General features: G+C 61.1%; 12 protein-coding genes and 1 pseudogene. 2 read left to right on the top strand and 11 right to left on the bottom strand.

The features are described 5' to 3' along the window. Positions 1–102 precede the first annotated feature (102 nt). Positions 103–342 (bottom strand): annotated as a pseudogene (locus BLIJ_RS02815) (transposase); the annotation flags it as partial. Positions 343–1013: 671 nt separating this feature from the next. On the opposite strand from BLIJ_RS02815, the gene ettA reads away from it, so the two are divergent. Together ettA and BLIJ_RS02805 are read left to right on the top strand one after the other, a co-directional pair. Beyond that, positions 1014–2693 carry an energy-dependent translational throttle protein EttA gene (gene ettA / locus BLIJ_RS02810; protein ID WP_007057753.1) on the top strand — a complete coding sequence of 560 codons (1680 nt, stop codon included), beginning with the start codon at positions 1014–1016 and terminating at the stop codon, positions 2691–2693. A 322-nt stretch (positions 2694–3015) separates the two neighbouring features. Beyond that, positions 3016–3921, top strand: coding sequence for an acyl-CoA thioesterase (locus BLIJ_RS02805; protein WP_012576961.1), 906 nt, complete (start codon positions 3016–3018; stop codon positions 3919–3921). Positions 3922–4016: 95 nt separating this feature from the next. Here BLIJ_RS02805 and BLIJ_RS02800 read toward each other — a convergent pair whose 3' ends face one another. From BLIJ_RS02800 to BLIJ_RS02755, 10 genes are all read right to left on the bottom strand, one after another. Continuing rightward, positions 4017–4544, bottom strand: coding sequence for a DUF3180 domain-containing protein (locus tag BLIJ_RS02800; RefSeq protein ID WP_012576960.1), 528 nt, complete (start codon positions 4542–4544; stop codon positions 4017–4019). A 174-nt stretch (positions 4545–4718) separates the two neighbouring features. Next, complete coding sequence (gene folK, locus BLIJ_RS02795) at positions 4719–6131, bottom strand: 2-amino-4-hydroxy-6-hydroxymethyldihydropteridine diphosphokinase (RefSeq protein ID WP_012576959.1); 1413 nt, start codon at positions 6129–6131, stop codon at positions 4719–4721. 108 nt (positions 6132–6239) lie between these two features. Beyond that, positions 6240–7115, bottom strand: coding sequence for a dihydropteroate synthase (folP, locus tag BLIJ_RS02790; RefSeq protein ID WP_012576958.1), 876 nt, complete (start codon positions 7113–7115; stop codon positions 6240–6242). Between the two features lie 60 nt (positions 7116–7175). Next, positions 7176–7757 (bottom strand): GTP cyclohydrolase I FolE, encoded by a 582-nt coding sequence (gene folE / locus BLIJ_RS02785; RefSeq protein ID WP_012576957.1) that lies wholly within the window; start codon positions 7755–7757, stop codon positions 7176–7178. Between the two features lie 110 nt (positions 7758–7867). Then, positions 7868–9961, bottom strand: coding sequence for an ATP-dependent zinc metalloprotease FtsH (gene ftsH, locus BLIJ_RS02780; protein WP_012576956.1), 2094 nt, complete (start codon positions 9959–9961; stop codon positions 7868–7870). Further along, positions 9958–10521: a hypoxanthine phosphoribosyltransferase gene (hpt, locus tag BLIJ_RS02775; protein WP_012576955.1), complete on the bottom strand. Its 564-nt coding sequence runs from the start codon at positions 10519–10521 to the stop codon at positions 9958–9960. The genes ftsH and hpt overlap by 4 nt, the downstream gene beginning before the upstream one ends. Continuing rightward, entirely contained in the window at positions 10508–11674 is a 1167-nt protein-coding gene (tilS, locus tag BLIJ_RS02770) for a tRNA lysidine(34) synthetase TilS (RefSeq protein WP_012576954.1), read from the bottom strand. The genes hpt and tilS overlap by 14 nt, the downstream gene beginning before the upstream one ends. Positions 11675–11764: 90 nt before the next feature. Then, entirely contained in the window at positions 11765–13255 is a 1491-nt protein-coding gene (gene dacB / locus BLIJ_RS02765; RefSeq protein ID WP_012576953.1) for a D-alanyl-D-alanine carboxypeptidase/D-alanyl-D-alanine endopeptidase, read from the bottom strand. 22 nt (positions 13256–13277) lie between these two features. Further along, the gene (locus BLIJ_RS02760; protein WP_012576952.1) at positions 13278–14951 is read right to left on the bottom strand and encodes a hypothetical protein; all 1674 of its coding nucleotides are present in this window, start codon (positions 14949–14951) and stop codon (positions 13278–13280) included. Continuing rightward, entirely contained in the window at positions 14948–15868 is a 921-nt protein-coding gene (locus BLIJ_RS02755; protein WP_032682973.1) for an ABC transporter ATP-binding protein, read from the bottom strand. The genes BLIJ_RS02760 and BLIJ_RS02755 overlap by 4 nt, the downstream gene beginning before the upstream one ends. Between the last annotated feature and the right edge of the window lie 26 nt (positions 15869–15894).

Genomic DNA, 15894 nt, shown 5'->3' with positions numbered 1-15894 from the left:
CTGGTTATTATTCCCCGCAATGGTATTCCTTAAATTGTTACTTGTATTTCACATTTGTTAAATGATAGTGCCCGCTTCTTTGCGCAGATTGGCTGTTGGCCAGCTGTTGGAGTCGGGGAAGCCGCCCACGACCCGGGTGCGCCGGCGGATCTCCTTGTTCAATCGCTCGATCATGTTGTCCGTGCGCAGCTTGATCCTATGGTTCGCGGGGAACCCCGGCAGGAGGCAGGCGGCGGTCTCGCCGACGCCCTCGCGCAGGCGGTTCACGGCCGCCCTGAGCTTGCGTTCCTCCATTTCGCCCGCGACCGTCCCTGCCTTGGCCATGGCGGATTCGCGGTTTTCATGTGTAAGCGACTGAAAATCGTACCAAAGCCGGGCCATGTCCTTTTCATCGGAACCCACAACCGAATCTGCGCAAGAAGACGGGCGTTATCCTGGCTGACTACCTGCTGACGCATCTCGACCGGTTTCAGTCGTACGACACCATCAAGATCCACTATGACAACGGACAGCAGGTCGCCACCAACGCATTGTAGGCCTCCGTCAGCTACACGCTCGCCAAGGAGACGGTCGCCTATCGCAAGGCCGACCCCAAGGATTATCATCTCGAGCAGACCGCCGACCTCATGTGCACCATCGAACTGACCGCACTGAAATTCAAAGCCGGGGAAAGCGCCAAAACCGACCACAAGATGCGGCGACCGGCGCACGTTCAGACAGAATTATCCGAAGATATTGCGACGCAGACTCGCCGCATGACCAAACTGCCACCAAATGTACTTACAGGAGATCCCCCGTTGCGGTATGACGATGGGATATGGGATAATCCACAAGGTGCTTTTGCTTGGGACCGAGGCGCCGCGATGACACGGAAATCCAGGGACGGGCGGCATCAAACGGGTCGTTCGGAACCCCCCCCGAAACCGGACGCATCGTTCCACAGTGTGTCATCACGGAATCCAAGCCCGGCAAAACGTTGAAATTGCAACGATAAGACAGGATAAGACACTTATATGGCTGAATTCGTATTTCAGATGATCAAGGCCCGCAAGTCTTACGGCGACCGCGTGATTCTCGATGACGTGACCCTGAGCTTCCTGCCCGGCGCGAAGATCGGCGTCGTGGGCCCGAACGGCATGGGTAAGTCCACCCTGCTGAAGATTATGGCCGGCCTGGAGACCGTGAGCAACGGCGAGGCCAGTCTGACCCCGGGCTTCACGGTCGGCATCCTGCAGCAGGAGCCGCCGCTGGATGACACCAAGACCGTGGGCGAGAACATCAAGATGGCGTTCGGCCCGATTGCCGAGAAGGTCGCCCGATTCAACGAGATCGGTGAAGAAATGGCCAACCCGGACGCCGACTTCGACGCGCTGATGGAAGAAATGGGCAAGCTGCAGACCGAGATCGACGCCGCCGACGGCTGGGACCTCGACTCCCAGCTTGAGCAGGCGATGGACGCCCTGCAGTGCCCCGATCCGGACACCCCGGTCAACGTGTGCTCCGGTGGCGAGCGCCGCCGTGTGGCCCTGTGCAAGCTGCTGCTTGAGGCCCCGGACCTGCTGCTGCTCGACGAGCCCACCAACCACCTGGACGCCGAATCCATCCTGTGGTTGGAGCAGTTCCTGCACCAGTACAAGGGCGCCGTCATTGCCGTCACCCACGATCGTTACTTCATGGACAACGTGGCCGAATGGATCTGCGAGGTCGACCGCGGCCACCTGTACCCGTACAAGGGCAACTACTCCACATACCTGGAGACCAAGGCCAAGCGTCTGGAGATTCAGGGCGCCAAGGACGCCAAACTCGCCAAACGCCTGAAGAACGAGCTCGACTGGGTACGCTCCTCGCCCAAAGCCCGCCAAGCCAAGAACAAGGCCCGCCTGGAACGTTACGACCAGATGGAGAACGAGGCACGCAACAACAAGAAGCTCGACTTCTCCGAGATTCAGATTCCGGCCGGCCCGCGCCTCGGTTCCACCGTGCTTGAAGCCAACCATATCCATAAGGCGTTCGGCGATCGCGTGCTCATCGACGACCTGTCCTTCACGCTGCCACGCAACGGCATCGTCGGTGTGATCGGCCCGAACGGCGTGGGCAAGTCCACGTTGTTCAAGACCATCGTCGGACTCGAACCGCTGACCAGCGGCGAACTGAAGATCGGCGATACCGTCAAGATCAGCTACGTGGATCAGAACCGTGAGGGCCTGGACCCGAACAAGAACCTGTGGGAGGCGGTGTCCGGGGGCCTCGACTTCATCGAGGTGGCCGGTGTGGAGGTGCCGACCCGCGCCTATGTGGCCAGCTTCGGCTTCAAGGGCGCCGATCAGCAGAAGCTGACCGGTGTGCTGTCCGGTGGTGAGCGCAACCGTCTGAACCTGGCCCTGACCCTGAAGCAGGGCGGCAACCTGCTGCTGCTCGACGAGCCCACCAATGATTTGGATGTCGAGACTTTGGAATCCCTCGAAAACGCACTGCTCGAGTTCCCGGGCTGCGCTGTGGTGATTTCCCATGACCGTTGGTTCCTTGACCGCGTCGCCACGCACATCCTCGCGTGGGAGGGCGATGACGACAACCCGGCCAAGTGGTACTGGTTCGAAGGTAACTTCCAGGCCTACCAGGAGAACAAGGTGGCCCGACTCGGCGAGGACGCGGCCCGTCCGCACCGCCTGCACAAGAAGCTTGTGCGCGGCTGAGATACGCCGGCATTAGTGCCACAACACGCTTTATACGTCGAAAGCCGTCCCTCAGGGGCGGCTTTCCCATAATTGCCCCATGACTGCCCCGCCCCGCATCCCATAAAATCCCACAGTCACCTACGGCAACGCACCGGCAACACACCGGCAGTGCAGCAGCAACGTAGCGGCAACGCACCGCATAACCAACCGTTTACCTTCCAAACAGTCTCGTTACATTTCGCTCCCGGAACTCTTAACCCCCACCGGATAGACTGCCAACCATAGGTTGGAATACGATAACCGAATATCGAACACAGCAGAACAGGAATCGAGGAACGCCATGGCTCAGGCAACCACCGTAACTCCATTGGACCATCTGGTGAAGGTGCTGAAGTTGGGCGAGCCTTCCGCTTACCGCAATCACACATACATCAATGGCGAGAGTATGTACTTCCCCACTGGCCGCGTCTACGGTGGCCAGGTCATCGCCCAGTCGGTGATCGCCGCGTCCAAAACAGTAGGCCCTTCACGCCTGCCGCATTCGGTACATGGCTATTTCATTGCCGCCGGCGATATTCGTCAAGACCTGCTGTTTGACGTCGAGAACCTTCGCGACGGCCGCTCGTTCTCCGCTCGTCGGGTCAACGTCACCCAAGCCGAGGGGTCGATTCTCACGGCCATCGCCTCCTTCCAGGAGACCGGTCAGGAGGGTGTGGAATTTGCCGATCCGATGCCGGAAAACCTGCCCGATCCCGAAACGTTGACTTCCGCCAAGGAGCTCATGCGCCCGTATGCCGCACAGTCGCCGTTCGCCAATTACTATGCCGAGAAATCGCCGTTCGATATCCGCCACGTGACGCCGACCGTGATGCTGCGCGCGGACAAGGATTCCGCCGAGCATGATTCCGGCAAGCAGATGGTGTGGATGAAGGCCGATGGCCACGTCGATGTGCCGCAGGTCATGCATCGTGCGATGCTGGCACTCGGCTGCGATCAGGTGATGATGGAACCGGTGCTGCGCCGCGCCGGACTGTCGATTTCCACACCGGGCATTTCCTATGCGTCCATCGACCATTCGATGTGGTGGTATCAGGATATCGATATCAACGAATGGCATTTGTATGTGCAGGATACGCCTATCGCCGCGCACGGGCGCGGACTCGGCATCGCCAAAGTGTATGCGCAGAATGGCGACTTGGTGGCGGCCATCGCTCAGGAAGCTATGGTTCGCGTGCCGCAGGAATAGTGGGAATCGGCTTGGCCGATGGTGTGGTTTTTTCTTCTTCTCTCCCCCAGTCGGCTACGCCTACAGCCCCCTCGTCAGAGGGGGCTTATCACGGATTATCTTTTGTAGGCCTGGGCTATGTCGCTACGGCGCTTGGCTTCCTTGATTTTCGGGTTTTCGGGGCCTTCGTTCGGCGGTAGCTGGCACAACCATTCGCCGATAATGCCGATGATCATGTCGGCGATGCACACCACGGCCGCGATTGCGCACTCGGTGACGGCGTGTGCATAAAAATCCGCCTCAATATGGCTCAGGCTCATCACAATCTGACCGCCATACCAGCCGGCAAGCGTTGCGCCCGCCAATCCCAGTGCCTTAGACAGCACCAGCGTATACACCGCGATAGTGGGATTGATGAAGCTATGCGGACGCTTCTTGGGGTCGGTATTCGCGTATTTATGCACTTGCAGGGCCAAGATCAGCACGATAACGCCCAGCACGGCCAGCAATCCGGTCACAATCCGAGGCGCACCAATCAGTGACAGTCCCGAGCTTTCGCCGTAGGAGGCCAGACCGATACCCGCCAACAGGCCCAGCACGGCACCGATCATATACTGCCACCATGCTGTTCGCCGTGTTTTCATGTCCGGCCTCCTTATCGTTGCGTTGCTGTTTGCTGTTTGCGAACGGCCCTCGCTCCTGGGCTGCTCATCTTGATTTGGTTTTCGTCACTGCCGTGCCCGGCTGTTCGAGGTCAGATACCGGTCCGTCACCGTCTGGTTTCTAGCCTACCGTTCGTAACTGGTTCTGCCATCAGTTCAACTGTTCGACAGTATCCAGTTGTCCGATAGCAATCCGACCTGTCCGGCATCCGGTGCCATGGCCAAAAGGAAGGCCACCGGGTCGCCGCCCAGAGTAGCATTCGGGTCCATATCCAGCCAAGGTGCCAATACCGACGCATGGTTACGGGCCGACGGCCAAGGAATGCTGCAGTTGGGCTCGTCGGAAGTCACGCCCTCCATGTCAACAAGGTCAAGGTCGACTGCCAGATCATGAACGCTTTCGATGCTGCCCAATACGGCAATCAGGTCGGCGGGCGGCAACTTGGTTTCGATTTGGATGACCGCGCTCATCGCGTCCGGGCCGTCGAAATGGCTGACATGGTAGAGCGGCGAAATGCCCTGTACCTGATTGCCAGGAACACTGTCGATGGAAACGATGGTTTCACGGAACAGCCGTTCGGCATCCTGCGAGGTGGAATCCAGCGAAATAATCGCCTTGCGTGAGACGGGTGCCGACTCCGACGCGGATTCTTGCTTGACTGCATGCCCGCCGAGCATCCAGTCTTCGCTCTCGAGCTGCACGGCGTTACGGTCCGGCGCGGTGGCCAGCAAATCGGCTACAGGCCCCTCATGGGCTCCGGCGAGTTTGGCGTTCGGATTCAATGCCAACCAAGGAGCCAGCACAAACGCACGCTGCCAAGCACGCGGATGGGGCAATGCCAGATCCGGATCCGCGCTGGTGATGCCATCAAAGTCGATAATGTCCAAGTCCAACGGCCTGGAATCCCAATGATTCTCACGAATTCGTCCATGGTTCGCTTCGATGTTTTGCAACGCGGCAAGCAATTCGTGGCTGCCCATTGTGGTTTCAAGCTCCACCACGGCGTTCAGGAAATCCGGCGTACCGTCGGCCATGCCCCACGCGGCCGTGCGGTAAAGCGGTGAGATACCAGTCACCTGTGTGCCAGGCAACGCGTCAATCTCCCGAACGGCGGCTCGCAAGGTGGATTCCACCTCGCCCACATTGCCGCCCAAGGCCACCACCGCGTTATGGATGGCATGCTCTTCAGCAGTACGTCCATTATCGGTGGCACGCACGCGCGAGATGGAGACCGATACATCTGCAAAAGCCACGACGATGGGTGCGTGAGGCTTGTGCACGGTGACGTCGATGGAGGCGACGGCCGGCGCATCGGCAAGAATCTCGTCCGCGATACGTTGGGCCAGACGCTCGATCAGGTCCACATGAGGGCCTTCGATGACAGCCGTGATGTCCTTGGCCACACGGCCGTAATCGATGGTGTCGTTGAGATCGTCGGATTGACCGGCTGCGGCCAGATCAAGGTGCAGGGTGACATCCACGACGAAGGTTTGTGGCCGTTCGTGTTCGAAGGCGAGCACACCGTGGGTGCCGTTGGCATGTACGCCGGTAAGTGTGATGGTGTCCATTGGTAAGGCTTTCTGCTCAAATGCTCCCCTCAGTCGCCTTCGGCGCCAGCTCCCCTCGCCCGAGGGGAGCCAAGGCCTAGAAGCAACCAAAACAGGGAGCCAGGGGGATCATGCGTATTCGCGCCAGGTGTTGCCGGCGATGACGGCGGCGCGGCTTTTGGCCACGTCGTGTACGCGCACGGCCCATGCGCCATGTTCGGCGGACAGGGCGGACAAGGCTGCGGTCACGTCATCGCGCTGGGACATGATCGGCCCATCAGCACCGGCAGCGCCCGCCTCGGTAAGCATCGCCGAGATGAAGCGTTTGCGGGACTGGCCGATCAGCACCGGATATCCAGTGGCGCGGAAGGACTCGAGTCCGGTCAGCAGCGGCAGGTTGTGCTCGATGCCAGGCTTGGAGAAGCCCAGGCCCGGGTCGATGATAATGCGCTCAGGCTTTACGCCGGCGGCCAGCACACCGTCGACTTGGCGCATGAGTTCGTCGTGTACGTCGGTCAATACACCGCGCTCGTAGACGGAGGTGTCTTGATCGGGGTTCGCGCCCTTGGAGCCGGCGAGCCAACCGCGCCAATGCTGCACGATGTACAGGCAGTCGTGGTCGGCGACCACATGCGGCAGTTCGGCATCCAGCGTGCCACCGGAGACGTCGTTGATGATCTGGGCGCCCTCGCTCAGCGCAGCGGCGGCCACGGATGCGCGCGTGGTGTCGATGGACAGTATGGCACCGGCCGGAATCAATGTCTTGACGGCACCGGTGATGCGGGCCAGTTCGTCGGCCTCGGACACGCGCTTGGCGCCGGGGCGCGTGGATTCGGCGCCGATGTCGATGATGGCCGCGCCGGCGGCCATCATGTCGCGCCCGTGTTGGGCCGCCTTGGCCGGGTCCAGCCACAGGCCGCCGTCCGAGGACGAGTCCTCGGTGATGTTGAGCACGCCCATCACCATGGTGCGCGTACTGTCATGCAACGCCTGCAAATCAGTCATAGGTTATTTCCCCTTCGTTGTTTCCCTTCGCTCCCCTCAGAGAGGGGAGCCTAGGTTGCGTCACTTGTCAAGAATCAAGCTCATGGCTTCGGCTCGGGTGGCCGGATTGCGCAGCATGCCGCGCACCGCAGAGGTCACCGTGCGCGCGGAGGATTTCTTGATGCCGCGCATCGACATGCACAGGTGCTCGCATTCGGTCACCACAATCACACCACGTGCGCCCGCGTACTCGACCAGCGCGTCGGCGATCTGCTGGGTCAAACGCTCCTGCACCTGCGGCCGGCGAGCATACACCTCGACCAGTCGGGCGAGCTTGCTCAGCCCCATCACCCCGTCCTTGGCGGGAATATAGCCCACATGGGCCACGCCATGGAACGGCAGCAGGTGATGCTCGCACACCGAATACAGTTCGATGTCCTTGACCAGCACCAGCTCGTCGGTATCCACGTCGAAGTGCTTCTCCAGCACATCGGCCGGGGAAGCCTGCAGACCGGCGAACAGCTCGCGGCACGCGCGGGCGATACGGTCAGGCGTTTCCACCAGTCCCTCGCGCTCGGGATCCTCGCCAATCGACTTCAGGAACAGGCGTACGGCTTCGCGCACGCCTTCCTCGTCGTATGAGGACTTCCCGTTTTCATTCATCTGATCCCTCCCAATCGTTTCGTTCACCATGTCATTGTCCACAACGACGTCGGCCCGGCCTGCGTACGTGAGAAACCACATGGACAGGTCGGGCCGAATCGTCATCGTGTCTACTCTTCCGGCTTCATGCCGACCGAGCGCTTGAGGCTTTCGGGAATCTCCACCGGCGGTTTGTCCGAGTCGGGGCGGCGGTCGTTGGACAGCCACACCGGGCGGACCGGCGCCTTCTTGATCGGCGCGAAGATCTCCGCAAGCTCCTTCTCGTTCAGAGTTTCCTTGACCAGCAGCTGGCGGACCAACTCATCGAGTATATCGCGGTTGTCGTTGATGATGGTCCACGCCTCGGTGTGGGCGGTTTCCACCAGCTTGAGCACCTCGTCATCAATCACTTCGGCGGTGCGGTCGGAGTATTTGCGCGGCTGCAGACCGTCCATCACGGTGGTCTGATCGTCGTCGGAACCCCACTTGATGGCGCCGAGCTTGTCGGAGAAGCCGTATTCGATCACCATCGTACGGGCGATGCTCGTAGCCTTCTCGATATCGTTCGAGGCACCGGTGGTCGGGTCATGGAAGACGATTTCCTCGGCGGTGCGACCGCCCATCGCGTAGGCCATCTGGTCGAGCAGCTGGTTGCGCGACTGCGAGTAGCGGTCGGAGGTCGGCATGACGGCGGTGTAGCCGAGGGCGCGGCCTCGCGGCAGAATCGTCACCTTGGTCACCGGATCGGTGTTGTTCAGGGCGGCGGCCACCAGCGCATGACCACCCTCGTGGTATGCGGTGTTGCGCAGCTCTTCCAGAGCCATGCCCTTGGACTTGCGCTTCGGTCCGGCCTGAACACGGTCGATGGCCTCGTCGATGGCGCGGTTGTCAATCAACTGGGCACCGGCACGGGCGCACAGCAGGGCGGCTTCGTTGAGCACGTTGGCCAGATCGGCACCGGTGAAGCCCGGCGTGCGCACGGCGACCATGTGCAGGTCGACGTCCGGCACGAACGGCTTGCCCTTGGCATGCACCCTCAGGATCGCCTCACGGCCTTCCAGATCGGGGGCCGCCACGCCCACCTGCCGGTCGAATCGGCCCGGACGCAGCAGGGCGGGGTCGAGCACATCGGGACGGTTGGTGGCGGCGATGATGATGAGGTTGGTGTCGTTGTCGAAGCCGTCCATCTCGACGAGCAGCTGGTTCAGCGTCTGTTCGCGTTCGTCGTGGCCACCGCCCATGCCGGAACCGCGCTTGCGGCCCACAGCATCGATCTCGTCGATGAAGATGATGGCGGGGGCGTTCTTCTTGGCCTCATCGAACAGGTCGCGCACACGGGAGGCACCGAGACCCACGAACATTTCGACGAAGTCGGAGCCGGCCATCGAGTAGAACGGCACGCCGGCCTCGCCTGCGATGGCTCGGGCCAGCAACGTCTTACCGGTGCCGGGAGGGCCGTACAGCAGCACGCCGCGCGGAATGCGCGCACCCAGCGCCTTGTACTTGGACGGATCCTTGAGGAAGTCCTTGATCTCCTCGACTTCGGCCACGGCCTCGTCTTCACCGGCCACATCGGCGAACTTGGTGGTGGGGGTCTGCCCGTCGAGCAGTTTGCCGCTGTTCTTCCTGCCGCCCATGCCGAGCATGCCGCCGGCGCCGCCCATCCGGCTCATCAGCCACCAGAACAGGGCGAAGAAGATGATGAACGGCAGGATCGAGGTGACGAGGTAGCTCAGCATGCTGGTCTGCTCGATGTTCGAGGTCCAGCCCTTCTCAAGGTTGCCGTTCTCCACGGCCTTGGCCACTTGGGCGCCCTGCGCGAAGGTGTAGTAGAACTGCACGTTCTTGCCGTAGTTGGTCACCTTGCCGGTGTCGGCATTCTTCTTGGTGTAGTCGTTCTTCAGCTTAAGGCGGACGACCTGCTTGTTGTCCGTAATCTCGGCGTACGTGGCCTTGCCCTGATTGATCAGTGCGAAACCATCTTTGGTGTCGATGGTTTTGGTGCCACCGCCGGCGAACATCTGGAACATCAGCACGACCATGACCACGAGCACGGCACCCCATAGCCAAGGGGACTGCCATATCGGGCGGTTCTCGTTGTTGTTGCCTTTGCCATTGTTCCCGTTATTGCCACGGTTGAACGGGTTAGTGAACGGGTTGCCGTTGTTACGGTTGTTGTTCGGGTTCGGATTATTGCCGTTACCCGGCCCTTGCGGGAAGCTCATGCTTGCACTCCTTGGTAGACGGACGGCTTGAGGACCGCGATCGAATCGAGGTTGCGGTAGCGTTCGTCAAAGTCGAGGCCGAAGCCGACGACGAACTCGTCCGGAATCTCATAGCCGGCGTACTTCACATCAACGTCCACCTCTCGGCGGGAGGGCTTGCTCAGCAAAGCGAAGACCTCCACGGAAGCGGCACCACGACGTTTCAGTTCTGTGACCAGCCACGCGAGCGTGTGTCCTGAATCAACAATATCCTCCACAATCAAGATGTGCCGTCCGCGAACATCGGCGGACAAATCCTGCCTGACTGTGACCTCACCGCTCGACACTGTGCCCGAGCCATAGCTCGACAGGCTCATGAAGTCGATCTGTACAGGAATGCTCATGGCCTGGGTGAATGCGACCAGCGTATTCACGGCCCCTTTCAGCACCGCAACGAGCAGCGGATTCTTATCGCGGTAATCCTCGCTCGCGAGAGCGGCCATCTCGTGGATCTTGGCATCGATCTGTTCTTTGCTGACCAGCTCGTGGTCAATATCTTCCTCAACGTCAGCGATTCGCATGCGCACCATCTTGGCACACGCGAATGACGTGTTTCTTGCGATTGGCTGAATAACCTCTGGGAAGTGAGACGCCGCCTTGGCCATGCCAATCGACGACCAGCCGGTCGATGGCGGCAATCTGGGCGGCACTGGCGTTCACACCGGCTTGGCTCAGCGCATGAGCGATGACCCGCAACCGAATCGCCTCTGGCTCACGTGCAATACGTCTGACGCTGATCATCAGGCCGACACCATGGCTCGAATCGTTGGTATCGCCTGCCGCACAGGCTCGTGGCGTATCGGTCGATACCGCTGCCGACGATGCCGGCCAATCAACTGTCGTAACCGCCTCCCCCATCACCTCGTCGGATCGCTGATCCAGATACTCCTTATCCATTCTGGCCAACCGTGCGCTTTCAGCGAAATGGCGGGCGACATTGAATCCAGCGAATCGCTCGATGGCCGGCAGCAGGTCATGGCGCACCCGCGAGCGCAACGGATAGTCGTTCGGCAACTCGCCGTCTACCGCATCGCCATTGGTGGGGTCATCCCAATATTCCACACCTAAGTCTTCACAGATGCCGGTGGTCTCGGCTCGAGTAAGGGTAAGCAGCGGCCGCGCAAAAGTCACGCCACTGCGTGTGAAGACCTGCGGCATGCCGGCCAACGCATCCACGCCACGGCTGCGCAGCAGTCCGATCAATACGGTTTCCGCCTGATCGTCCATAGTGTGGGCCAACAGCACGGCAATGGCACCTGATTCACGCGCCGCGGCGCACAGCTCGTTGTACCGGGCCTGCCGCGCGGCCGCTTCGAGGCCCTCACCGCGTGCCTGCACGGTTGCGTTGCGCACGATGACCGGGCCCAGTCCCAACGCACGGCAACGATTCGCAGCCTCGCCGGCGACCTGTTCGGAACCCTCCTGCAAGCCGTGATCCACAATCACGGCACCGCAACGCACGCCCATGGACGTGCATACGATATGGCTCACCGCGGCCAGTGCCATCGAATCGCGCCCGCCTGAACAGGCCACGAGCACGAGCGGCGCATCGGCGGCAACGGCATGGTCCCCATGCTGCGCGAATTCGGGAGCCTGCACATCGCATAGTTCCACAGCGCTCAGCGTTGCGCGGACCGCGCCTACGGCCTTGCGCAATCGTGCGGAATATGCCATGTACTCACCACCCTTTTTCTGGTTATGTGTACTCGTGCGTTTATGGACGTTTACGGCCTTTGTAGCCTTTGATGGCACTTGATGGGTCTTTCACAGCCCCGCGAGCTTGGTGATGAACGAGTCGATGGCGCTACGCGCGGCGGCATAATCCTCAGGATTGTTGACCACCACGGCAAACGACAACGCTCCCCCATTGGTGCGGGACACATTGCCGGCCATCGACGCAACCGTGCCGAGGCTGCCGGTTTTGACGCGCAGCAGACCAGCCACGGCATCATCCGTATACCGATCCTGCGCCGTGCCCACCAATCCCGCGATGGATAGACCTTCCGCGCCGGCCGCGCCACTCTTGGTGGTCAGATTACGTTGTTGGACGGCCGCCAGCGTGCGTACGGTGAGCCGGGAGCCGGGAGACAGACCGGAGCAATCGGCCATGGTCAGACCGGATGTATCGAGACCGAGATCGTTCAGAGTGGATTTGACCGCCTCCGTGCCGCCTTCAGGACTGTTTGTCGCTGATTTCGCCAAAGCGGTGAGTCTGCCGAACTCCTCGGCCAGCGTATTGTCCGAATGCCGTAACGTGTATGCCATGATTTCGGACAGTGTTGCCGAACTCACCGAAGCCAAAGGCGTTTCGCCGGATGGAGCGGTGTTTGCCGTCACGTCTCCGGTAACGGCCACACCGTTCGATTGGAGCAGTTCGGCGAATTTCGTGGCCACGTCGCTGGCGGTGTGCTGGGACAGTTCCGGGTAGCCGGCCGAATCATCGGGGTCGGCCGGCGCAGGCGTATCGGCGGTGTGTTGGCGGCCTCCATCAATCGCCATTGATGAGACCGGCGTGAAGTAGACGGTGTAGTCGCTTAAAACCGCGCCACCTTCCGACAGACCTGCGGGAATGCGTGAGTCGCCGAATAGGGTGTCGTCGTACTCGAGATTGACGGAAGTGATGCCTCGCTGGGCGAGCGCGGCCACGGTGGCCTTGGCCAAGGTGTTCAGACCGGCACGTCCGTTGGTATGGTTGGCGTCGGAATCGCCTGCAGACAGCAGCATGTCGCCATTGCCTTTGAGGGTCAACGTATTGGTGCCGTCATCGGATTGGGTGAGGAACACTTGGGTATCCAAGGTGGATGCCATATTCAGGGTGGATGAGGCGGCGAGCGCGGTCAGCGTTTTCAGTGTGGATGCAGGCTCGCGTGGAGTGTTCGACTCGTGTTCGGCGGCGACGGTGCCTTGGGCGTCTTCAATGATCACCGACGTATCGTTTCCCACGCCTTGCGCGGACAGCAATTCGTTGACCAGCGCAGAAGCGGCCGTGGAATCAATGGCCTTGTTCGTGTTCAAGGTGCCGGCGACGGTGCCGCCTGATTTGGCGGTGGCTGGATCGGCAAAAACAGGTGCGGTGACGGGCTTCAACGTCAATAATCCGGGGGCCACGTCGGTGATGTCGGCGGCGCAGTACCCCGCGAACAGGGCGATGGTGGTCAGTGCGGAAATGATGACGGTCAGTGTTCGGCGATGCGATTGTTGGGGCCGCCGTTGCGCTTCACGTCGCTGACGGCGTGATACCGCTGTAGATACCATCGTGCTCCTTATGCCAAGGCAATCATTTCTGCAATGAGGCGAACGAGTCGAGTGTTGCCACAATCGAGAGCATTCGCGCATCCATCAGCTTACCGCCCAGCCATGTCCCGAGTGCCAGAATGCCGATGCCATTGGCCAGCGCGACCGGAATAATCGCCAGCCACATGCCGCCTTCGGCTCCTGTCAGCAGCATGACCAGCGCCACGATGCCAGTGGGCAGCATGAGCAGCAGGCTGCCAAGCATGTAGACGAACGGGAAGAAGCCTTGGGCCATGGCGCGGCCTTGAGGCGCGGAGAACGGCTTGTCCATTGAGGCGACCGGGTACATCAGTACACAGGAGGTGACTTCGGCCACGCCCAGTCCGCTCAAGGCGATGCCCATGCCCGTGGCGAGGAAGATCAGGCCGGTAGCGAGGTCATCGGGCTGCGCCCAGCGTCCGGTCAGTGCGCCGACCAGCACGATGCCGGCGAGATAGAGCAGCACCATGTAGACGACCATGATGCCGACGTAGACGCGTACGCGGCCGATTCTGTCGGTCCGGCCACGCACGCCGGCGATGACTTCCATGGTGAAGCCGCGGCCGTCATATGCGAGCCCGTTGCTTTCCACGACGGACATGAACCAGCCGCACCAGATCAGCGACTGCCAGACGACCGCGCTGATGCCGTGTGCCTGGAAGGCGAAGATGATCAGGAACAGGACCGGCATGGCGAAGGTCATGGCTTGACGGGGGTCTCGTTTGAGATAGGTGATCAGGCGTGCGGAAACCGCGCCGGATGCCGAATCGGGCATCCATGCGAATGCGCCGATGCCTTTGGCGGTCTCGGACGGACTGTTTGCGCCGATGGTGAACCGTTCATGTCTCAGACACCAGGTGCAGACGGCGAAGCAGACAATCCATGTGACGGCAAGGATGGCGATGCGGGCGAGCAGCACCGCCCAGGCTCCGGTAAGCGCGTCGAACGGTAGTTGGAAGGCCGCGCCGAACGGCGTCCATGCGACGATGGTGGTCGCCGCGCCCCAGGTTTCGGTGTTGAGGCTGAAGGCCACGCCGGAGTTGACCAGAATGTTCGGCAACTGACAGATGATAACGAACGTCAGCACGATGAAGATATAGAACGCGCCTTTGCCGCGTTTGCTGGTCACCAGCGTGGTGGATAGGGCGATGAGCAGTTTGGAGATGCTCATCATGGTGATGACGGCCAGCACTGCGGCGAGGAGGGAACTGATGATTACGGCTGGTCCCATATGCCGATAGGCCAGTGTCCAGAGCATCAGTGAGGCCACGCCGGTAAGGGCGGGGATGCCGGACAGGCCGGAAAGCAGCAAGCCGAATTGCAGGTTGCGGTCGGCGATGCCGTAGAGCGCGAATTTGCGTGGGTTCATGGTGGAGCCTTCGCCAAGCATCATGAGCTGGATGAAGCCGATGAAGATGGTCATGGTCGCGCCGACCAGCACGACGATCATGTTGACGATGCCTCCGGAACCAAGGATGTTCAGCGGAAAGCCATCCGCGTTCACGGTGAAGGGCGGCAGTATGCCGATGAACCATGCGAGCACGCCGGTGCCGATGATGGTGCCGGCCGCGAGTACGGCGGAAAAGACATAGGCGACGGTCTGCCACGCCGATTTTCGCAGGGTGGCGAGCGTGAGCGTCCAGCGCAGGCGGACCAGGGTGATGGCGCTGCTGATCATCGGCGGGCCTCATCGGTGGGTGTGGCGGGCGTGGCGGTTGTAAGCGGAATGGGCTGGACCGGCTGGACCGAAGTTGGTGCTTGGGCTTGGGCTTGCCCGCCGTCGAGCCATGCGAGATGGGCGGCTTCGTGGCGGCCGCCGACCAGTTGCAGGAAGCGGTCTTCGAGTTCTTCGCCGGCGGCGACCTCGTCCACCGTGCCGGCCGCGCACACCAGACCGTTGTTGATTACGGCCACATGCGTGCACATCTTTTCGACCAATGCCATCACGTGCGAAGAGATAATCACCGTGCCGCCGGTCTTCGCGTATTCGATGAGGATGTCTTTGAGGTTGGCGCTGGACACCGGGTCCACGGATTCAAACGGCTCGTCCAGGACCAGAATGCGCGGGCTATGAATCATCGCGGAGGCCAGGCAGATCTTCTTGGTCATGCCGGCCGAATAATCGGTGACCATCGTGTTGGCGGCCCCGGCCAAGTCGAAAGCATTGAGCAGGTCCTGGGCGCGACGCGTGGTCTCATCGCGGCTCATGCCGCGCAGCATGCCGGAGTAGACGAGCAATTGCAAACCGGTCAGTCGGTCGAAGATCTGGTCGGGCTGGGGCATGACGCCGATCATGCGCTTGGCCGTGTTCACGTCGCTCCACACGTCATGGCCCAAAATCATGGCGGTGCCGGCGTCCGGTACCAATAGACCGGTCACCATATTGAGCGTGGTGGTTTTGCCGGCACCGTTGGGGCCTACAAGTCCATAGAACGAGCCGACCGGAATATCGAGCGCGAGTCCGTTGACGGCGATCTTCCGGTCGAAGTGCTTGAACAGGCCACGAATGGACACCGCCGCATTCGGATTCGGCGGCCATGCTTGTGGCTGCGGTTGCGACGGCTGTGCAGGCGCGGGGGCGGCGGCTGGCATCATCGGCGGCTGAAATCCGACATTCCTTT

The organism is Bifidobacterium longum subsp. infantis ATCC 15697 = JCM 1222 = DSM 20088 (assembly GCF_000269965.1).
Taxonomy (GTDB): Bacteria; Actinomycetota; Actinomycetes; order Actinomycetales; family Bifidobacteriaceae; genus Bifidobacterium; species Bifidobacterium infantis.
The sequence above is the reverse complement of the archived record's forward strand: the minus strand, read 5'-3'. Positions and strand labels throughout refer to the sequence as shown.